Origin of the sequence: Pseudarthrobacter sp. S3 (assembly GCF_050156905.1) — a bacterium.
Taxonomy (GTDB): Bacteria; Actinomycetota; Actinomycetes; order Actinomycetales; family Micrococcaceae; genus Arthrobacter.
This window is the reverse complement of the sequence record NZ_CP189583.1, coordinates 1,109,763-1,126,452: the sequence shown is the minus strand read 5'-3', so window position 1 is coordinate 1,126,452 and position 16,690 is coordinate 1,109,763. Positions and strand designations below refer to the sequence as shown.

Sequence of the window (16,690 nt, the reverse complement as noted above, 5' to 3'; positions counted from 1 at the left end):
CTCAGCTTTGGTGAGCGGGGGTACGCAAGCGCCACAGTGGCCGCCATCGCCGCCGAGGCCGGCGTTTCGGTCGAGACGGTCTACAAAGCCTTCGGTGGAAAGACGGGACTGGTCCGCGCCCTCTACGACCGAAACCTGGCCGGCGCCGGGTCTCGTCCCTGCGTACAAGCGCTCCGATGCCATGCGGGAACGCGAGACCCACCCGAGGACGGTCATGCGGGAGTGGGGCCTTCTCACTGCCGAGGTAGCTTCCCTGATCACGCCGAGCAGTGTGACTCTCATGGGTCACTATTCAGGTGGCCGTAAGGCGAAAAGGGAAATCTTTGCCGGAATCGCTTCCGTCGCCAGGATCCTTGGCAGCGGAAAGCGCAGCGGCGTACCGCCCTAGCTGTTGTCCCGCCGTCGGGCCTCCTGAGGCCTCCCGTCGCAAGTCTCGTTCAGCCCTTACGGCATTCCCGGGCCCCATCGGACCTGCATTCCCGGAGCCCCAATCGCGTTCCGGAGGAACAGTTATAAACCACTCCCTGTTGAGGAGAACTGAAATGCCTGCAGTAACTGTGACAACCCTTGAATCAAAGTCCTTCAACGAACCGGATGAAAAGCGCCGTCCGCCAAAGACCGAAGTCGACGTGGTCAACATTGGCGGCACCACGCTGGGCAGGTTCACCTTCGAACCGGGCTGGCGCTGGTCCGAGACGGTCAAAACCGTGGTCCACACCGACAGCTGCCAGAACAACCACTTGGGCTTCTGCACCGCCGGCACACTCACTGTTCAGTTGGAAGACGGGACCCGCACCACAATCCACGCCGGTGACGCCTACGCCATTCCGCCGGGCCACGACGCATGGGTTGAAAACGACGAGACGTTCGTGGGGTACGAAATCATGAGTGCGGCCGCATACGCCAAGTCCGACTAAATGATTGAGTCCGATTAGCGCCGGCGACGGGCGCCGTCGTCCTCAGCGGCGGCCGCGCGCAGTCGCACACCCGTCGCTGAGCGCCACCACGTGGCGAGCTGCACGGCACTGCCGGTGGTGGTGCCGCGGACGAGGTGGCCAGCAGATCGTCCGCCTCGACGACGCTGCCACGCTTGTGCCGGGCGGGCTATCGTCCCCGTTCCAGGGGGCGGCCCGCAGCGCGCGCCCAGTCGGCAGCACCGCCGTCCAGCACCGCAACGTCGGTGCGGCCGGCGCGTTCGAGGATGCTCGCCGCCGTCATGGCCCGCTCTCCGTGGCGGCACATCACCACGATGGGGCCGGGCGGCAGTTCTGAGAGGCGGTGTGCGAGTTCCCCCAATTCGAGATGCCGGGCGCCGGTGATGCGGCCTGTCCGGAATTCTGCGGCCTGGCGTACATCGACGACGGAGAAGGACGCTTCGGGACCTGTAAGAAGGCGCCCGGCCCCGATCAACGACGACGTCGCTGCTTCGAAGGCATCACCTCCGGCAGGACGGCCGACGTCGAGTTCCCCGGCAAGGGTGTCGAAGCCCACCTTGGCCGCCGCCCAGGCGATGTCCTCGGGATCCTGGTCAGGGCTGCGCACAATAACCACTGGCCGCTGCGGATCGGCCAGCCATCCAAGCCAGGTGGCAAACACCGGGCGGAGCGTGATGGAAAGGGAGCCGGGAATATGGCCGGCGGCAAAATCCGCCGGCCGCCGGGTGTCCACAATCTGGGCGCCCTGGCCCTGGAGCTCGATGACTTGCTGATGGGGAAGCGGAGTGGGAGCCTTCGCGGTTGCGAGCACGGCGGGTCCGCGCAGATTGATTTCCGCCAGCCGGAGGAAGTAGTCCGGGAAGGTGCCGAGCGAACCGAGCAGGGCAGCGACAAAAGCGTCCTCGCCCGTGGCCTGCAGAAGCGAATTAGTGGCCCGTTCCCGGCCGATCGTCGTCGTCCGTTCCGCCGCCGAGCCCGCGGAACAGAAGGACCCGGCACCATGGGTGGGCCACACCAGGGTCTCGTCGGGCAGTTCCATCAGCAGTTGCAGCGAGCGGTACTGGGCCCGGGCCAAGGGCACCGTCAGTTCCGGGCTGACCAGGTCTGTCCGTCCCGCGCTTCCCACCATCAAAGACCCGCCGGTGAACACACCGGCAAGCTCGTCGCCGTCGATCAGCAAATAGGAAAGGTGTTCGGGCGAATGGCCGGGTGTCGCCAGCGCCTGCAGGGTATACGCCCCCAGGTGCTGCCTGTCCCCGTCCGTCATCGCCGTGTGGGCGAATCCGCGGGGGCCAACCTCCGGTGCAAGAACCGTGGCTCCTTCGGTTTCTGCCAGTTCGCGTACCCCCGAAATGAAGTCCGCGTGCAGGTGTGTTTCGGCGGCGAATGCAATGGTCAGCCCGAGCCGGCGGGCCTCCTTCCGCACCTGACGCACGTCCCGCTCCGGGTCAACCACCAGCGCCAATCCAGCACCTAGATCCAGAAGGTAGGTGGAATTGCCCAGCCCCTCATCAACGATGGGAATCAGATGCAGGTTCACGATGGTACTCCTCCGCTCGTGGTCTGTTAGGTGTGCGGCGATGCCGGCGCCCTCAGTTTGCGCTGAACTCGATCGTCAGTGGGATGGACCGGCAGAGGGAGTCACCGACAGGAGAGGAGCGCTCGATTCGTTCACGCCGTAGGCGGATCTGTTCGTTACTGGCGCCCGGGGAGTCAAGAATGATCCTGTAGGAGATTCCGGTGTACCCCGAGCCCGGTGCCTCGAGCCCAAGATATGCCTGGACATTGAAGTGGCCCGTGGCTTCGACGCGCAGGTCCTTCACCTCGAGTCCGAGCAATGCCGCGTGCAGCGCCACGAGGTCGACGTCGCAGGCGGCCAGCGCTGCGAGAACCGCCTGCATGGCATTGAAGTCCCCGTCACCGCCGATGTGCATGGTCTTTCCTTCAAATTCAACCTCCGAGCGAGATCCGCCCACCCAGCGAGCTGTGACGGTAGGCCGTCTATCGGCCACCGAGGAGTCCTTCCGCACCTCGTTGCGGAACGCTTCCCACCCCGCGGTATTGATTCCGTTAACCTGCGGCATCGTCCTGTTTGCCATCTGATTCTTTCTTTCTTTCTGCTGTGGAATACGGGGCTGCGGTCCGCCCCCCCCGTCCGGGAATCGTCCAGTGCCCTCGTCAGCCCGGCAACTGCTGGGGGCCCCAGCCTGATCCTCCCGGGCGGCTAGGGATTTCAGGACTGTTGAACAAACTCAATAGCTTTCTTGAATGGGACACCTTATAAGGGTGTATTGTCAAGAGAAAACTTGAATACAGAAGAGGAGGCGCAATGTCAGATCATGCGGCGAAGGCGCTGCTCTACAACTCACTCGCGCATGCGGCGAAGGGCTTGTCGAATGGCCGGCGGGCCGAGCTGGTGGACGTTCTCGCCCAGGGCGAACGGCCTGTCGAGGAACTCGCGAACGAGATCGGCCAGACCGTGGCCAATACTTCCCAGCACCTGCAGCGGCTGCTGAGGTGCGGGCTGGTCAATACCCGGCGTGAGGGAACACGGGTTTACTATTCGCTGTCCGGCCCCGTAGTGCACGAGCTGTGGCGGGCCATGCGCCAGTTCGCAGAAGAGCACGTGGCAGGGCTGCAGCAACTACTGGCCGACTACGTGGGCGACCGGAGCCAGCTCCGCACCATCACACGGGACACTCTCCAGACCAGGCTACGCGACGGCAACGTGGTGGTGCTGGACGTGCGGCCCGCACCTGAGTACGCCGCCGGCCACATCCGCGGCGCCATCAGCATCCCGGTCAGCGACCTGCAGTCACGCCTTGGCGAAATCCCCGAGGACGCCGAGGTGGTGGCCTACTGCCGCGGTCCCTACTGCGTGTACGCCGACGACGCGGTCCGGATCATGACCGGGAACGGCCTTGAAGCCGCACGCCTCGAAGACGGCTTCCCCGAATGGGCTGCCGCGCGTCTCCCCACTGAGGGCCACATGCCCTAGAACGCTTCGGCGTTATCGAGGGAATCTGCTGGTCCGAGGTGACAACTCGCATCGACGCCGCGGACGCGCAAGGTTTGTGCCTGCCGTGCCGTTCTTGACGCGCTCCCGCCGGCCGATAACGTCATCATCCACCTGTCGCCGGAACCTCGTGAGCCGTCAGAAGCTCCGTTGCGTACTTGTTGAGGGGCACGCCGTGATTGGCAGCCTCAACCGCCAGTTTGCGGTGCAGTTCCGGGGGCACGCGGCCGCTGCCCGCTTCGGCATATTCCACGTAGGCCTCGTCGATCACCACCAGGACGTCGGAGCAGACGGACTGCGGGAAGGCTTGGACGCGTTCGTGGTGATCGGCACGCCCGTCGGATTGTTGGGGGTGCAGAGCAGGATGATCTTGGGGCGCGGTGATGGCCGCGGCCATGGCGTCGAGATCATGGCCCTCAGCGTCGTCCAGCGGAATGCGGACCGGCCGGGCGCCCCCTGTCCGACCTCGAATCGCCACGCGGGCAGCCAAGGCGGCGGCGAGCTAGCACGGGCGGGCGGGCAAGGACGGGCCCCGCTGCAGCTGACCTGGTCAACCCGCCATGGCGTCCACGGTGAATACACGGGTCAGGCCTGGGCATCCAGTAGGCGGATCTGTTCGCGCAGCTTGCCCTCCACGGCGTCAATGTTCTTCAGCCGGACCGCTGAGAATGCAAACACCGCAACCCCCAACAATGAGGTGGCCACGGCGCAGCACAGGAAAAAGAGGCCCCCTGCGGGATCACGAAGGATACCGTAGCCATCGATCAGGATGACCACCGCTGTCCCGGCCGGCAGTGCCCGGAGGACCAGCGAATACGCTCTCCCCTGTTGTGTGAGTTCATCGCGCCAGTCACTGAACAGAGTGGCCAGCGGCAGGACTCCGGAGCGGAGCGCATATTTCATCTGGTCCCGGTGCCCCTCCGGCATGGCGGCGGGCAGCGCTTGGGCCGCGAGTGGTTTCAATACCAGAAGGCTTCCCGCAGCGAGAAGGCCCAGCGAGGAGGACAAGTGATCTATATAGGTGGTGCCTGGATAAAGATCCAGGCACAGGACCATGCAGCAAGGCAGAAGAATGACGAAACATGCTGCGGGAAGCCACGGCAGCCCGCCTTTGGTTCCCGTTGAAATGACGCTGGCCCTAGCTGATGACGGGGTTTGCCGGGCTGACGGCGGCCCGAACCCTTGGGTGGTTGCGGGCGAAGCCCCAGCGCAGGCTGATCACCAGCTCCCAGACCAGGATCAGCAGGAACGACGGCGCGAAGCCGGACTCCGGAAGATTCACGCCACTGACCGACGCAGTGACGATGTTGCCCGCCCCGATGACAATGCCGGACAATGCCAGCACGCGGCCCAACTCCTTCGTCCTGAGGGCAGCGATGGCGGCGCAGAGCACGAACAGACCGGCCGGCAGCAGTCCCACCATAAAGTCGGCCTTGTTCATCTGGGTGAGAATGGCGGCCTGCTCCGGTGAAATCTGGTCACGCAGCGAATAGCCCGAAATGAGAGGGGCCGCGGAACCCAGCTTCACTGCAATCTCGACAACACCGCCGACCAGGGCCACTGCAGCTACCCAGCCCGCAGCGCGCAGGCGCCAGCACACGTAACCGATGAAAGTCATCCAAAACGTGAACGCCAGAAATTCGATGCTGATCGCCGCCTGGGCGGCCGGGTTTGCGGCCATACGTGCCAAAGCATCGAGGCTCTCCTGCCCCGTTGGCGCATCAGGCGTTGCGGCGTCTGCGCCTATGGCAATTGCAGCGTTCGCCACGATGAAATATGCGGCGCCGCTGAAGGCTCCGACCCTGTCCATGATGGTCATGGCCCCCCTTGGCGCCGGCTGTACCGAGCCTCCACGGCCCCCGGATTGTTTGTCGGTTGCTGGGTCTGGACGGGTTTTCATGATGATTCCTTTCCTTTGTTCATCTGTCGATGATGAGGCGGAACTTCCAGAGTTCCGGTGAGCCTTTCAGCTGTATGGGCGCATGATTTTGTTGACTTGGGACGTCCCGCCGGTCCGTTGATGTTGGAGGTACTGTGCTTTCCCGTGCGGTCCCGGAGGACGCTGTCCCAATGAGGCCGAGGCTGAAGACGATGCTGATGGTCAGCCATGCTCTTCGTTGTCCGGATTTCCAGGCCATCGGGGCTCCTTGGTTTTTCTCGTCCATGACCTTTTTTTCATGGACTTGATAGCCATCAGTGTTGATCACGGAACGCAAGTGGCGCGTCGACCCCCGGTAGCCATTCCGGTGTACATCGGCAGGGGATGCGGCGCGGTCATCAGCTACACCCCACGGCGTAGCGGCGCCCGGTTCCCCCGGGTACATTTTGGCCGTGGCTTTTCAGCTCGGGGATGGATAGTGTCCACTCATGGATGGCACACGAAGAGGTGCGCCCGTGCCGGCCGGTGAAGCCTACGGCCGCCTCCGCGTGGTCCTTGTTGATGACGAAGCCCTGATCAGGGCAGGACTGGCGCTGCTGTTGGAGTCAGAGCCGGACATGGTGGTGGTCGGGGAGGCCGGTAACGGCCGCGCCGGCATTGAGGTGGTCGCGGGGCTGCAGCCCGACGTCGTGGTGATGGATATTCGCATGCCAGTCATGGACGGCGTCGCGGCTACCCGCATCCTCACCTCCGAAGAGTTCAATACCGGCCACAGGGAAGCGATACCGGTCCTCATCCTGACTACCTTCAATGAAGATGAGGCTGTCCATGCCGCCCTCCGTGCCGGCGCCTCCGGCTTCATCCTCAAGAACTCGGCGCCACGCATCCTGGCATCCGCCATCCGTGCCCTCGCCGAGGGAGCCGGCTGGCTTGACCCGAATGTCACCCGTAAACTCCTCGAGGAATTTTCGAACAGGCCGGAGCCGTTTCTCCCCACCCCTGCCGAGTTGGATGAGCTGACTCGCCGTGAACGGGAAGTGCTGGCCGCGATTGCCCGCGGAATGAATAACGCCGAGGTCGCCGCAAACCTGTTCCTCAGTGAGGCGACCGTGAAAACACACGTGCACCGCATCCTGATGAAACTTGGGGTGGCGGACCGGGCGCAGGCTGTGGCGGCGGCCTACCGTTTGGGCCTGGTCAAGCCGAACGGACGTGGCTGAGCATTCGAGTCTGAGACGCCATCTCCGATTGCCGCAAGAGTCCACCCGGGGGTGTATGCCATCGCCCATACGGAGGATGGATGAAGGCAATCGTTCCCGGGCGCACACTAGGGACAGAGGCATAGCCATGACTGGTAACCCGTTGTGAGGTGGGCAGTGGTCCAAAAATATTCGATGGTCAAAGTGGCACATTCTGGTTCGGCGGGGGTGAAACGGTCACATGGCTTCACCCGGGCAGATTTCACCGTCGTGCTGCTGGCTTTTGCCCTCGAGCTCGCCAGCTTTTTTCCGGCTACCTCCGGCTCGCTCTCGGGAGTCCTGGCCGTGGCGGCTTTTGTTTACGTGGCGGGCGGATTCATCCCGCTCCTTTGGAGGCACCGCGCCCCCATAATGGTTTTCACCGGGCTCTTGCTGCATCAGGCGATCTTCGTAGTCCTCGTCACTCCGAACTATTTCAACTTCTCGGAGATTTACCGCGTCCCTTACATGCCAATAACGACTGTCCTGGTGGCGCTGGCAGCAGTGGCATCCGATATGTCGCTGCGGCAGTCCCTGACAGCATGGATTACCGCAATTGCCCTTCCTGTCCTTGTTACTTCACCCGGCAGGCCCTTTGATGAGGATCTGTGGTTCATCGGTACCGGAGCCGTGTGGCTGGGAGGATCCTGGGCATTCGGCCGTTTTGTGGCGCGAAACCGTCTCCGCATCAGCTCGCTGGAAGAGGAGCGACGCAGGGCTGAAGCCGCCATCGTCCAGGAACGTGCCCACATCGCCGCGGAACTGCACGACATCGTCTCCCACGCCGTCACCGTGATGATGCTGCACGCAGCCGGTGCACGCAAAGTAATAGATACCGATCCCGAACGTGCCGCCCAGGCTCTGGACGTGATCGAGTCCGTTGGCACTGAGGCGGCGCAGGAACTTGCCCGCCTTCTGAGACTGCTGAAGCCACACGGTGGGACGGCGGACGAAGAACAGCAAAGCCCGCTGCCGACGCTTAACGACATTCATGGGCTGATAGAGCCTGTCCGTTCAGCGGGAGTGCAGGTGGACATGAAGGCATCCGGGGAGGTTGGAAAGCTTGACCCGAGCGTAAGCCACGCTGCGTACCGCGTGGTGCAGGAGTCGCTGACGAACATCTCCAAGCACGCCGGATCAGGAACGAACGCGCTCATCGATCTTCGGTGGGAACCCCGTACTCTGACCCTCAACATTTCCGACGACGGAGGCGGCAGGCCCGAGAACCATCTTGACGGTACTTCGGGCTATGGACTTCTGGGGCTCAAGGAGAGAGTGGAAGTCGCCGGGGGAAGCATCGAATGGGGGCCCAGGAACCGGGGGTTCTTCCTGAGCGCCCGCCTCCCCTCGTCGCCTTAGGGAGTTTCCCGAGGATGTGGACGTTTTCTACGTTCTGACGTTCGCCCTCACGATCATCGGGCTCAAATACCCTGCCTACGACGCCGCCGTGAGGGCATTTACAAAGGACTTCAAGACGCCTGCGCCGCGCCTCTGCTTCGGCGCCGGCATCGAGACCAGTATCAGATTCGGGGTTGGCCATCTTGGGCACAATCCTGCAAAGTCCGTCCGGCCCGCATGCCGCGCCGTCCGTACCCAGCCAGCGGCCGCCGTCGGAATTTACGACGGCGGCCCGCCGGCTGGGTGCCAGACTCCCTATTGTCCCGGGCGCCTATTGTCCTGGGGCCCGGTAGGACGGCGTCTTCTTGGCTGCTTCGTCGAGGTCTTCCACCGACAGGAGCGGCTTCAGGCGGACGTTGACGTTCCCCGTCGAATTGATGAGCAGCGACAGTGCTGCGGCACTAGCATCGTCCGGCGCCTCAAAAACGCCGAGGACGTCGTAGTAGCCAAAGGCGTAGTAGAAGCTTTCCAGCGTTCCCCCTACGGAGCTGAGGGCCTCCTTCAAAGCCTCGCGCCGCTTGGTGCCGCCTTCCTGCATGAGCCCCTTGATTCCCTGGCCCACGTACGTCGCTTCAAACAGATACTTCGGCATGGTCTTTCCTTCCCTGGATCCCTGTCCCGGTATTCCGCGGCCATCCGGAAGGCATCCGCGGACCCCGGGTACGTTTGATACAGGATGACGTCCGCACAGAATCCTCCTCACCTGGCTCCATGGCCGTGCAGGAGCGGCCCAGATCTTGCCCCTTATTCCGTGGAAACGGGGTGAATGACCCCGCTACCGCCGACGCTATTCCTCGGGCTCCAGGCCGTCAATACACGGGGATACCACTCCGGGCCCGAACCTCGTCCCTGGCATCGGCGAGAGAACAGCATCGGAGCGTTCCACCTGTGGAGCGCGCGTTGCGGGGAAGCCTGTGACTATCGGCTGACAAGCCGCCACAGGGACGTGACCTCGGCGGCGCGCGCCTCGAACAGAGGATCGTCGCGGTCCGATGCCTTCGAGTGCGTTGGCTTGGTGCCGAGCCGGTCCAACACCTTCAGCCCAGCCGCCTCGATGGCGGCCAGCAGATCCTCACGCGAGCGCAGGCCCAGGTGCTCGGCCAGGTCGGAAAGGACAAGCCAGCCCTCACCGCCGGGCTCCAGATGGTCGGAGAGTTCGTTCAGGAAGCGGAACAGCATCCTGCTGCCGGGGTCGTAGACGGCGCTGTCCAGGGACGAATGCGGCGTGGCCGGAATCCAGGGCGGGTTGCACACAACGAGCGGCGCCCGTCCGGGCGGGAACATGTCGGTCAGGACGGCCTCAGCGCGGTCCTGGACACCGAGGTTCCGGAAATTCTCACCGGCGCAGGCAATGGCACGCGGTTCATTGTCCGTGGCCACCACGCGGTGGACACCACGGCGCGCGAGGACGGCAGCGAGCACCCCGGTGCCGGTTCCGACGTCGAACGCCAGCGTGTCAGAGGGCAGTGGCGCGGCGGCCACGAGATCCACATATTCACTCCGGGTGGGGAAGAACGTGCCATAGTGCGGGTGGATGCGGTCCTGCAGGGCATCGACGTAGACGCCGTTCCGCCGCCACTCGTGGGCGCCAATGGCCCCGACCAGCTCATGCAGGGACACAACGGAAGATTCGCCGATATCGCCGTACGCTTCAGCGGCGGCCTCCCGGATATCCGGTGCGCGGCGCAGCGGCGCCACCGGGCCCGGATCAAGAGGAATCAGCAGCAGGCCGAGCATGCGTGCACGATGCGAGCGGGACTGGCGGTGCCGATAGAACTTCTCGGCCGGAGTTCCTGCGATCTTCTTTCCGGCGCCGACCCGCCGGTCCATGGCGTTAAGGATCTGACGTGCGTTATGGAAGTCACCGTGCCAGAGCATCGCGATCCCCTGTGACGCCATCCGGTTCGCCTCATCGGCTGTGAGGGAATCGGTGACCACTTCGACGCGCGTCGGCACCGGTCTGCCGTTCGCCGAACGCCATCGCGCGGTCATGCTCTCACCAGCCTCGACCCAGGTCACGACGGCGGGATCATCCGCCGCAGCCGTGCCCGCCGTCTGGAGGGCCGACGTCGGGATTCCCCGGGAAGCTGGTGTGCCAGTACTGATAAGAGGTCCGTTCCAAGGTTCCGGACCGTCATCCGGTCACGAACTGAGCTTGGTCGATGGCCGCTGGAGCCCTTCAACCTACATTTCAGGATACAGGGGTGCCGTGGCCGGATTTCGTCCGGCACCCCGTCAGCCCTCGGTGTCACCAACCGCGACGTGGACCTCGTTGGTGACGGCAGTTCCGTGCTCCACTGTCGGTGACACAGTGCAGTACTTCTCATGCGAGAGGTCCACCAGCCGCTCCACCATGCCGGCGGCCTTCTGCCCCTCAGCCGTATCGGGAAAGCCCAGGTTGAAGGACAGGTGCAGGCCCTCCACCCGGCTCGCACCGTCCTCAACCACCTTGTGGCCGGTCGCCGAGACGTGGAAGGACGTGGGCTCGGCGCTCCGTGCCGTCACCGTGTCCACGTCGATGGCCGAACATCCGGCGATCGCCGCCAGCAGCAGCTCCACCGGGCTCAGCAGGCCTTCGCCGTGGCCGAATTCAAGTTCCGCGCCCGCGGCATTGCGCGCCACGTAACGGGCAGTTGCCGTCCGGGTCAGCTCGACGGAACGCAGCGTGGGATCGTTGTTTTCGCTCATTGGACCATGATGCCACCAGCAGGCAGCGGTGCATCATGGACATGGCCCGCGGACGCCGCTTTGCCCCGTGCGCTGGCGAAAGTTCCGGTTCGGACCGGGCGCCCTCCTAGGCACGCATCCCGGTCTGCTGGGCTTGGTCCCTGCGCGGTGTCCTGCCCACGGGTTTCATCTCGGCGGCGAACCGCAGGGCATCCTCGAAGCTGGCCCCGTCCATTCGCTTCACCAGGCGCTTGGCCTGCCGGAGCACGCGGGCCTGGCGGCCGGGCGCGTCCACGGCCAGGGCATCCAGGACGGTGTTCAGGCGTTCCAGAGACTGCCCGCCGATACGTTCCGCCCCGTCCGCCAGCCAGGTGCCGGCGTCGTGCACCAGCCCGTCCAGTGCCTCCTGCACGTCCGGGCGCTGCTCCGCGACCATGGCCAGGGCCGGGCTCGCCGCGGCGAATTCTGCCCACCAAGCACCCAGGCCCGGAGACTCACGGAACGCACCGTCCCGGAAGACCCGCATCGCGTCGAAGCTTTTGGCTCGGGACTCCTCCTGCCGGGCCTCGCTGCCGGCGCTGAACGAGAACAGCCTCTCGAGGTGGCAGTCCAGCTGCGGGAAGCCGCGGAACACCCCGCTGATCTCCCAATCCCCGTCCCCGGATTCATCCCCCGACCACCGCCGGTTGATCGCGATCACCGGTGTGGCCACCAGCTCATCGCTAGTGGTGGTGAACGCTTCGGTGCCGATCCCGTCGTCATTGTTCCCGAACGTCCCGTACCAGATCAGCTCCCAACCGGACATGGCGTTCTTGACTGCCGCCTTGACCGACGTGGCGGCCGAGGCCTTCACCACCTCGATCTGGTCCTTGATCTCCTGTGGTGTAGGCGCCGCCAGCGCGTGTTGGAAACTCGCGGCCACCTTGACCACAGCCAGCTGGACAGCATCCACAAACGCCGAGTACCCCGTGTTGGCCAGGGAGTCCGGCCAGCCGTCCTCCTCCATCAGGGACACCACCACGCCGGCGATGGCCGGGATGTCATCCGCGCCGAGTAAGGCACGCAGCCCGGCATCGTTGACAGGGATAGGTTTCAGCTTGGTGGACCAGAGGCCGACGGCGTCCGGCACCGCCACATCGTCCCCGGCGTCCACGTCCGTGTTACCCAGGTTCCCGTGGCTTCCGTTGCTGGACACGATGGTGGGTGAGCCGATCAGCCCGGACCCGGCCTCGACGGCGTAGTTGTCCCCATCCACCTTGAAGAACACGGTCCAGATATACGGCTCCGCATTTCCCCACCCATCGCCCTCGTCATGGCAATGGACATTCTGCAGCACCGTTTCCAAATTCAGTGTGGCGCGCATGGAATTACTTCGAACCGTCGTCATCACGCGTGGAATGCTCTTTTTCATCCGGTAACGGCCGGTGTACCGGTCTGCGGATTTGGCGGCGGGCCCTGGATTGAATCCGCGGCGCTTCCGCCGTCACGGTCAGCCCCGAAACGGCCGATGCGGCGCAGCGTCCCGATGAACTCAATTTGCTGGTAAAACACATTCTTCCCGGACCATACTGGGTACTGCCCCAGATATTGAAGGAAAACGCCCACCAACTGTAAAGAATTCCGTTTTCGCACCCTTTCAGATGGCTGGCCAGCCCGTAGCCGGTTTCCTCGACCCAGCTGAAGTCATAGCACCACTTGGTCACCTTGCGCGTGCATGTATCGAACCACTCCCAGGGCCACGGCCCGGGACACCAATAACGTTCCGTTACCACTACTTGCTGCGGCATGGCCGCCTCCTGACACTCCGCCGGCCGCACTGCGGGCAGGCCGGCAGCCCGGCATGGCGCCGGGGCAACACGATACCTAGGACCGGTTCCGCTTCCGGAACCGCGGCAGGCGCAAAAGCCTGTTAAGGAAAGCTGCTCGCTGTTCACAGCCGCTGCACGGCGGGATTCCGGCAAAGTTTGTCAGGTCTTTAACCGCATCGCCCAGCCCGATACTCTCTCCATTACTTATCCAAAAAGGAATTATTCGCCGATCCTGCCAGTGGCGTGATCGCGCGGGCCATTCCCGAAATTGATTCTGGGTCATAGCAAATCCCTTTTGAATGTCACCAGCAGGGCCTCTTACCTTTCCGGCTGCCACTGCCTACAATTCAATATCATCCTCGCCGCAGCGCCATGCGTCAATGGTGTCCGAGGTAATACTAAAGTCGTTGGATACAATGCCGGCGTGGCAAAGCTTCGTCCATCTGTCCAGCCTGAACTTGTGCGGCGCACCTAGGCGGGGGCGATGCCGGTCGTTTCACGAGCGTTGGACTCCTGCACATCCTGGATAACCTCGTTGTGCCTCAGGAACCACGGCTTGAACGGCGGATCAAAGCGTGCAAACCGTGGCGCCCCCACGGCCGTCAGCCCGGCCAGGGTCAGCGCGTCCTGCAGCCCCGTGTTTCGGCGCGCAAAGGCCGCGCCGGTGCCGCTGCCCGAGAAGCGAACAGCTGCGGCAAGTGAACCCGGGATGGTGCGGATCCGAACGTCAGGGTTCGTCGGAACCGGAGCTGTCTCAGCCGTCAATCCCGCAGGGAGCACAAAAGCGATCACAAAATCAGCCTGCGCATCACTGCCGGGCGTCGGACCGGTCTGCAGCACCGGTGCGGTCATCGCCAGTTTCTGTGACGGCCCGCTCTCCTGGATGACCGGAGCCGTCATTGCCAGCTTCTGTTGGGCCGTATTGCTGCCGCTGATGTAATTGTACAAGTGCCGGAAGGCAGCATTGCCGGCGCGGTCAAAGGTGGTCTTGACGTGCACCTCGGCGACAACGTGCGCGGAATACCGGCGCAACTCGAAGTGCGGGTAGCTGTTGACCAGCTCGTAGGGTTGCTGTTCTGTCATGGTCCTCCAGACCCTACGCCCGTCCGGCACAGGCGGCCAGACACCAGGCCACACCTACACCCCTGGCTGCCGCTTCCACGCCGCGGTCAACGCCAACACCACGGCGCCCAGGCCCAGCATCACCAGGACCATCAGCCCCCAGTTCGCCTGGTTCACTCCGGGCCCGTACAGCACGCCGATCAGTACCGTCGCCGTGATGGCACCTAGGTAGCGGCAGGTCTGGAAAATGCCGGCTGCCACTCCCCTCTCCTCCGGCCGGGCGGACACGTACAGGCCCTGGTTCGATGCCGTGCTTATCACGCCGTAGGGAACCCCCATCAACGCGGTCAGCCCAAACACCAAAGGCGGCCACAGGGACAACGTCAACGCCCCCAGCCCGCCGGAGGCAACCAGCAGGATCAGCGCACCGCCGATCATCACCGAACGCACGCCGAACCCCTCAATCAGCCGTACGGTCACCGGGGTGACCAGCACGGACATCGCCGCCAGGGGAAACATCAGCAGGCCCACCAGCCCGGCGTCGTAATGCCCCGCCTCCTGCAGCAGCTGCGGCAGGCCGAAGAACGCAAAGTAGTAGACGCCGCTGAAGAGGACGAACACCAGATACACCAGCAGCAGCGGCCGGTTCCGGCCCAGCAGCCGCAAGTCCAGGAAGGGTGGGCGGAAGCGCAGCTCGCGCCACGCGAACAGCGCGGCAATGACCGTCGCGGCACCCAGGAGCCACCAGCGGTATCCCGGCATCACGTTCAGCAGCGCCATCATCGCGAGCATCAGCGAGGCCACGAAGGCCAGGATGCCGGGGATGTCGGAGTCGCGGATCAGGGTTGAGAGCTTCCCGCTCTCGCGACCGGAATCGGCGGGCGCCGCCCGGTGCACAACAAACAGCGCCAGCAGCGCGAGCGGCACGTTGACGGCGAACAGCGCCTGCCAGCCCAGCAGGCTCACCAGCAACCCGCCGACGACGGGTCCCACCGCGGCCGCCGACGTGTTCGCCATCTGGATCCGGCCCAGCGGGCGGGTGGACGACAGCTTCGCCAGCCGGCTCAGTTCGGTGACCATCACGACGGCGGACGGGTACGCCGTCGCGGTCCCCACGGCCATGAGCGCGCGGGCCACGCAGACCAGCGCGAAGTTTGGCGCGAACGGAGCCAGTGCGCACGTCACGGCCACCAGGGCCATCCCGAAGGTAAACAGGCGGCGCGGCCCGAAGCGGTCCGCGAGCCTGCCCATCAGCGGCTGACCGGCCGCGGATGCGAGGTAGAAGGAGGTGATCACCCAGGTGACGGTGGCGACGTCGAGCGCGAAATCCTCCCTCAGGACCACCAGCGCGACGGCGATCATAGAGGAGTTCAACGGGTTCAGGGCGGTGCCGAGGCTGAGCGCGGCGATCGCGAGGCCAGGACGGGGTTTGTTCGTCACGCTCCTAAGTCTGGCGCATGGTTGCCTTGGGTCACGGACCTACTCAGATCAAAGGCCTCCTTCAATCGCCCCAACCAGCACATCCATGCAGACTTGATAGCTTGCCTGACCGCCCTTTTCAAGCGTCGGTACATGCATTGCCCCATTGTTCAAAGAGGCGCCGCACGAGCTGGCATCGTATTGTCGTGCATCTGTGCCTACGAAGGTCGGCGACAGGTCGATCCACGGTGTTCCTTCATCAGCCCCTGCGTAGGTCACTGCAAGGTCGACGAGGACATACCTTCCTTCCGGGGGGTCGTTAAACATGTTGTTGGAAACGACCTCTTCGGTGGCGTTGAGCTTCACACCAAGAACCGCAACTTGATACTCGTTTCCGGTTCCGGCGCTACGTGAAGGGACGATTCCCGCGCCCATCGAAGCTCAGAGACAATTGACAGCATGACCCTCACAACCTTCGCTCTCATCCGCCATGGCCAGACCGACTGGAATGCACAGCGCCGGCTGCAGGGATCCACCGATATTCCCCTCAACGACGTCGGCCGCGGCCAGGCCCGGGAAGCCGTCAACGCCCTCTCCTGCTATGAATGGGACGCCGTCGTGTCCTCGCCGCTGAGCCGTGCCGCGGAAACTGCTGACCTGATTGCCGGCGGGCTGCGGCTCGGCGTCGACCGGCATGTGCCGGAACTCGCCGAGCGCAGCTTTGGCCGAGCGGAAGGACTCCAGGACGGCCCCGAGCTGGAGGCACTGCGCATCCCCGGCGGCTTCCGTGGCGCGGAGAGCGAGGACGAAGCAGCGCTCCGTGGACTCGCGGCGCTGGAAGCCCTGGCCGAGGAGTTCCGCGGCGGCCGCATCCTCGTCGTCGCCCACGGAACGCTCATCCGGCTGAGCCTCAACCGTGCGATCGGGCTTCAGCTGGAGCGCATCGACAACGCTGTGCTCAACCTGGCCCACCACCACCCCGCCGACGGCTGGCAACTCGAATACCTCAATGGCGAGCAGCTGACGGCCGCGGCCATGAGCTGACCGCACAGGGGTCCACTGGACTCCGGGTATCACCTCGCGACACAAACCAACGCGGGGTCACTTCTCGCCCATCCCGGCCATCAGGATGGGCGAAGAGCGACCCCGCGTTGCTGTCAGGCTGGGACAACGGCAGGCGGGGCGGTGAACGTCGGTGTGTTGAAAACCGAGCCACAGTCACAGTCGGTTACTACGGCTGGCCCCACCTAGAATGACGAAAAGCACCT

The 16,690-nt window shown here is 64.3% G+C and carries 20 protein-coding genes; 6 read left to right on the top strand and 14 right to left on the bottom strand.

The annotated features are described in order from the left end of the window. The first annotated feature begins 36 nt into the window (after positions 1-36). Together ACQCSV_RS05550 and ACQCSV_RS05545 are read left to right on the top strand one after the other, a co-directional pair. Positions 37-306, top strand: coding sequence for a TetR/AcrR family transcriptional regulator (locus tag ACQCSV_RS05550; protein WP_354154087.1), 270 nt, complete (start codon positions 37-39; stop codon positions 304-306). Between the two features lie 236 nt (positions 307-542). Then, positions 543-917, top strand: coding sequence for a cupin domain-containing protein (locus tag ACQCSV_RS05545; protein ID WP_354154088.1), 375 nt, complete (start codon positions 543-545; stop codon positions 915-917). Positions 918-1,104: 187 nt separating this feature from the next. On the opposite strand, the gene ACQCSV_RS05540 is transcribed toward ACQCSV_RS05545, so the two are convergent. Next, positions 1,105-2,475 (bottom strand): MBL fold metallo-hydrolase, encoded by a 1,371-nt coding sequence (locus ACQCSV_RS05540; protein WP_354160176.1) that lies wholly within the window; start codon positions 2,473-2,475, stop codon positions 1,105-1,107. Positions 2,476-2,527: 52 nt separating this feature from the next. Further along, the gene (locus tag ACQCSV_RS05535; RefSeq protein ID WP_426939262.1) at positions 2,528-2,869 is read right to left on the bottom strand and encodes an OsmC family protein; all 342 of its coding nucleotides are present in this window, start codon (positions 2,867-2,869) and stop codon (positions 2,528-2,530) included. Positions 2,870-3,264: 395 nt separating this feature from the next. Between ACQCSV_RS05535 and ACQCSV_RS05530 the strand changes: the two genes are divergently transcribed. Next, a complete protein-coding gene (locus tag ACQCSV_RS05530) occupies positions 3,265-3,933 on the top strand; it encodes a metalloregulator ArsR/SmtB family transcription factor (protein ID WP_354154091.1) in 669 nt (222 codons plus the stop codon). A 124-nt stretch (positions 3,934-4,057) separates the two neighbouring features. On the opposite strand, the gene ACQCSV_RS05525 is transcribed toward ACQCSV_RS05530, so the two are convergent. The 4 genes from ACQCSV_RS05525 to ACQCSV_RS05510 all read right to left on the bottom strand — a co-directional run bounded on the left by ACQCSV_RS05525 (position 4,058) and on the right by ACQCSV_RS05510 (position 6,158). Then, positions 4,058-4,429, bottom strand: coding sequence for a toxin-antitoxin system HicB family antitoxin (locus tag ACQCSV_RS05525; RefSeq protein WP_354183882.1), 372 nt, complete (start codon positions 4,427-4,429; stop codon positions 4,058-4,060). A gap of 107 nt (positions 4,430-4,536) precedes the next feature. Further along, positions 4,537-4,914 (bottom strand): hypothetical protein, encoded by a 378-nt coding sequence (locus ACQCSV_RS05520; protein ID WP_354154093.1) that lies wholly within the window; start codon positions 4,912-4,914, stop codon positions 4,537-4,539. Positions 4,915-5,089: 175 nt separating this feature from the next. Next, positions 5,090-5,770 (bottom strand): hypothetical protein, encoded by a 681-nt coding sequence (locus tag ACQCSV_RS05515; protein WP_354154094.1) that lies wholly within the window; start codon positions 5,768-5,770, stop codon positions 5,090-5,092. A gap of 100 nt (positions 5,771-5,870) precedes the next feature. Then, the gene (locus ACQCSV_RS05510) at positions 5,871-6,158 is read right to left on the bottom strand and encodes a hypothetical protein (protein WP_426939261.1); all 288 of its coding nucleotides are present in this window, start codon (positions 6,156-6,158) and stop codon (positions 5,871-5,873) included. A 187-nt stretch (positions 6,159-6,345) separates the two neighbouring features. Between ACQCSV_RS05510 and ACQCSV_RS05505 the strand changes: the two genes are divergently transcribed. Next, positions 6,346-7,050, top strand: a complete 705-nt coding sequence (locus tag ACQCSV_RS05505) for a response regulator transcription factor (protein WP_354154096.1) — start codon at positions 6,346-6,348, stop codon at positions 7,048-7,050. Positions 7,051-7,257: 207 nt separating this feature from the next. Next, positions 7,258-8,427: a histidine kinase gene (locus ACQCSV_RS05500; protein WP_354154097.1), complete on the top strand. Its 1,170-nt coding sequence runs from the start codon at positions 7,258-7,260 to the stop codon at positions 8,425-8,427. A gap of 310 nt (positions 8,428-8,737) precedes the next feature. Here the strand turns inward: ACQCSV_RS05500 and ACQCSV_RS05495 are convergent, their stop codons facing one another. The 8 genes from ACQCSV_RS05495 to ACQCSV_RS05460 all read right to left on the bottom strand — a co-directional run bounded on the left by ACQCSV_RS05495 (position 8,738) and on the right by ACQCSV_RS05460 (position 15,788). Continuing rightward, entirely contained in the window at positions 8,738-9,058 is a 321-nt protein-coding gene (locus ACQCSV_RS05495) for a GYD domain-containing protein (RefSeq protein WP_354154098.1), read from the bottom strand. Positions 9,059-9,384: 326 nt separating this feature from the next. After that, positions 9,385-10,458, bottom strand: coding sequence for a methyltransferase (locus tag ACQCSV_RS05490; RefSeq protein ID WP_426939260.1), 1,074 nt, complete (start codon positions 10,456-10,458; stop codon positions 9,385-9,387). Positions 10,459-10,701: 243 nt separating this feature from the next. Further along, a complete protein-coding gene (locus ACQCSV_RS05485; protein WP_426939259.1) occupies positions 10,702-11,154 on the bottom strand; it encodes an OsmC family protein in 453 nt (150 codons plus the stop codon). A gap of 106 nt (positions 11,155-11,260) precedes the next feature. Next, entirely contained in the window at positions 11,261-12,496 is a 1,236-nt protein-coding gene (locus ACQCSV_RS05480; RefSeq protein WP_426939258.1) for a hypothetical protein, read from the bottom strand. A gap of 4 nt (positions 12,497-12,500) precedes the next feature. After that, positions 12,501-12,920, bottom strand: a complete 420-nt coding sequence (locus ACQCSV_RS05475) for a hypothetical protein (protein WP_354160196.1) — start codon at positions 12,918-12,920, stop codon at positions 12,501-12,503. Between the two features lie 492 nt (positions 12,921-13,412). After that, entirely contained in the window at positions 13,413-14,024 is a 612-nt protein-coding gene (locus tag ACQCSV_RS05470; RefSeq protein ID WP_426939257.1) for an SOUL family heme-binding protein, read from the bottom strand. 54 nt (positions 14,025-14,078) lie between these two features. Continuing rightward, positions 14,079-15,443, bottom strand: a complete 1,365-nt coding sequence (locus tag ACQCSV_RS05465) for an MFS transporter (protein WP_426939256.1) — start codon at positions 15,441-15,443, stop codon at positions 14,079-14,081. 48 nt (positions 15,444-15,491) lie between these two features. Next, on the bottom strand, positions 15,492-15,788 hold the full coding sequence (locus ACQCSV_RS05460; protein WP_426939255.1) for a hypothetical protein: 297 nt from the start codon (positions 15,786-15,788) through the stop codon (positions 15,492-15,494). Positions 15,789-15,881: 93 nt separating this feature from the next. Between ACQCSV_RS05460 and ACQCSV_RS05455 the strand changes: the two genes are divergently transcribed. After that, positions 15,882-16,466, top strand: a complete 585-nt coding sequence (locus ACQCSV_RS05455) for a histidine phosphatase family protein (protein WP_354160202.1) — start codon at positions 15,882-15,884, stop codon at positions 16,464-16,466. Positions 16,467-16,690 lie beyond the last annotated feature (224 nt).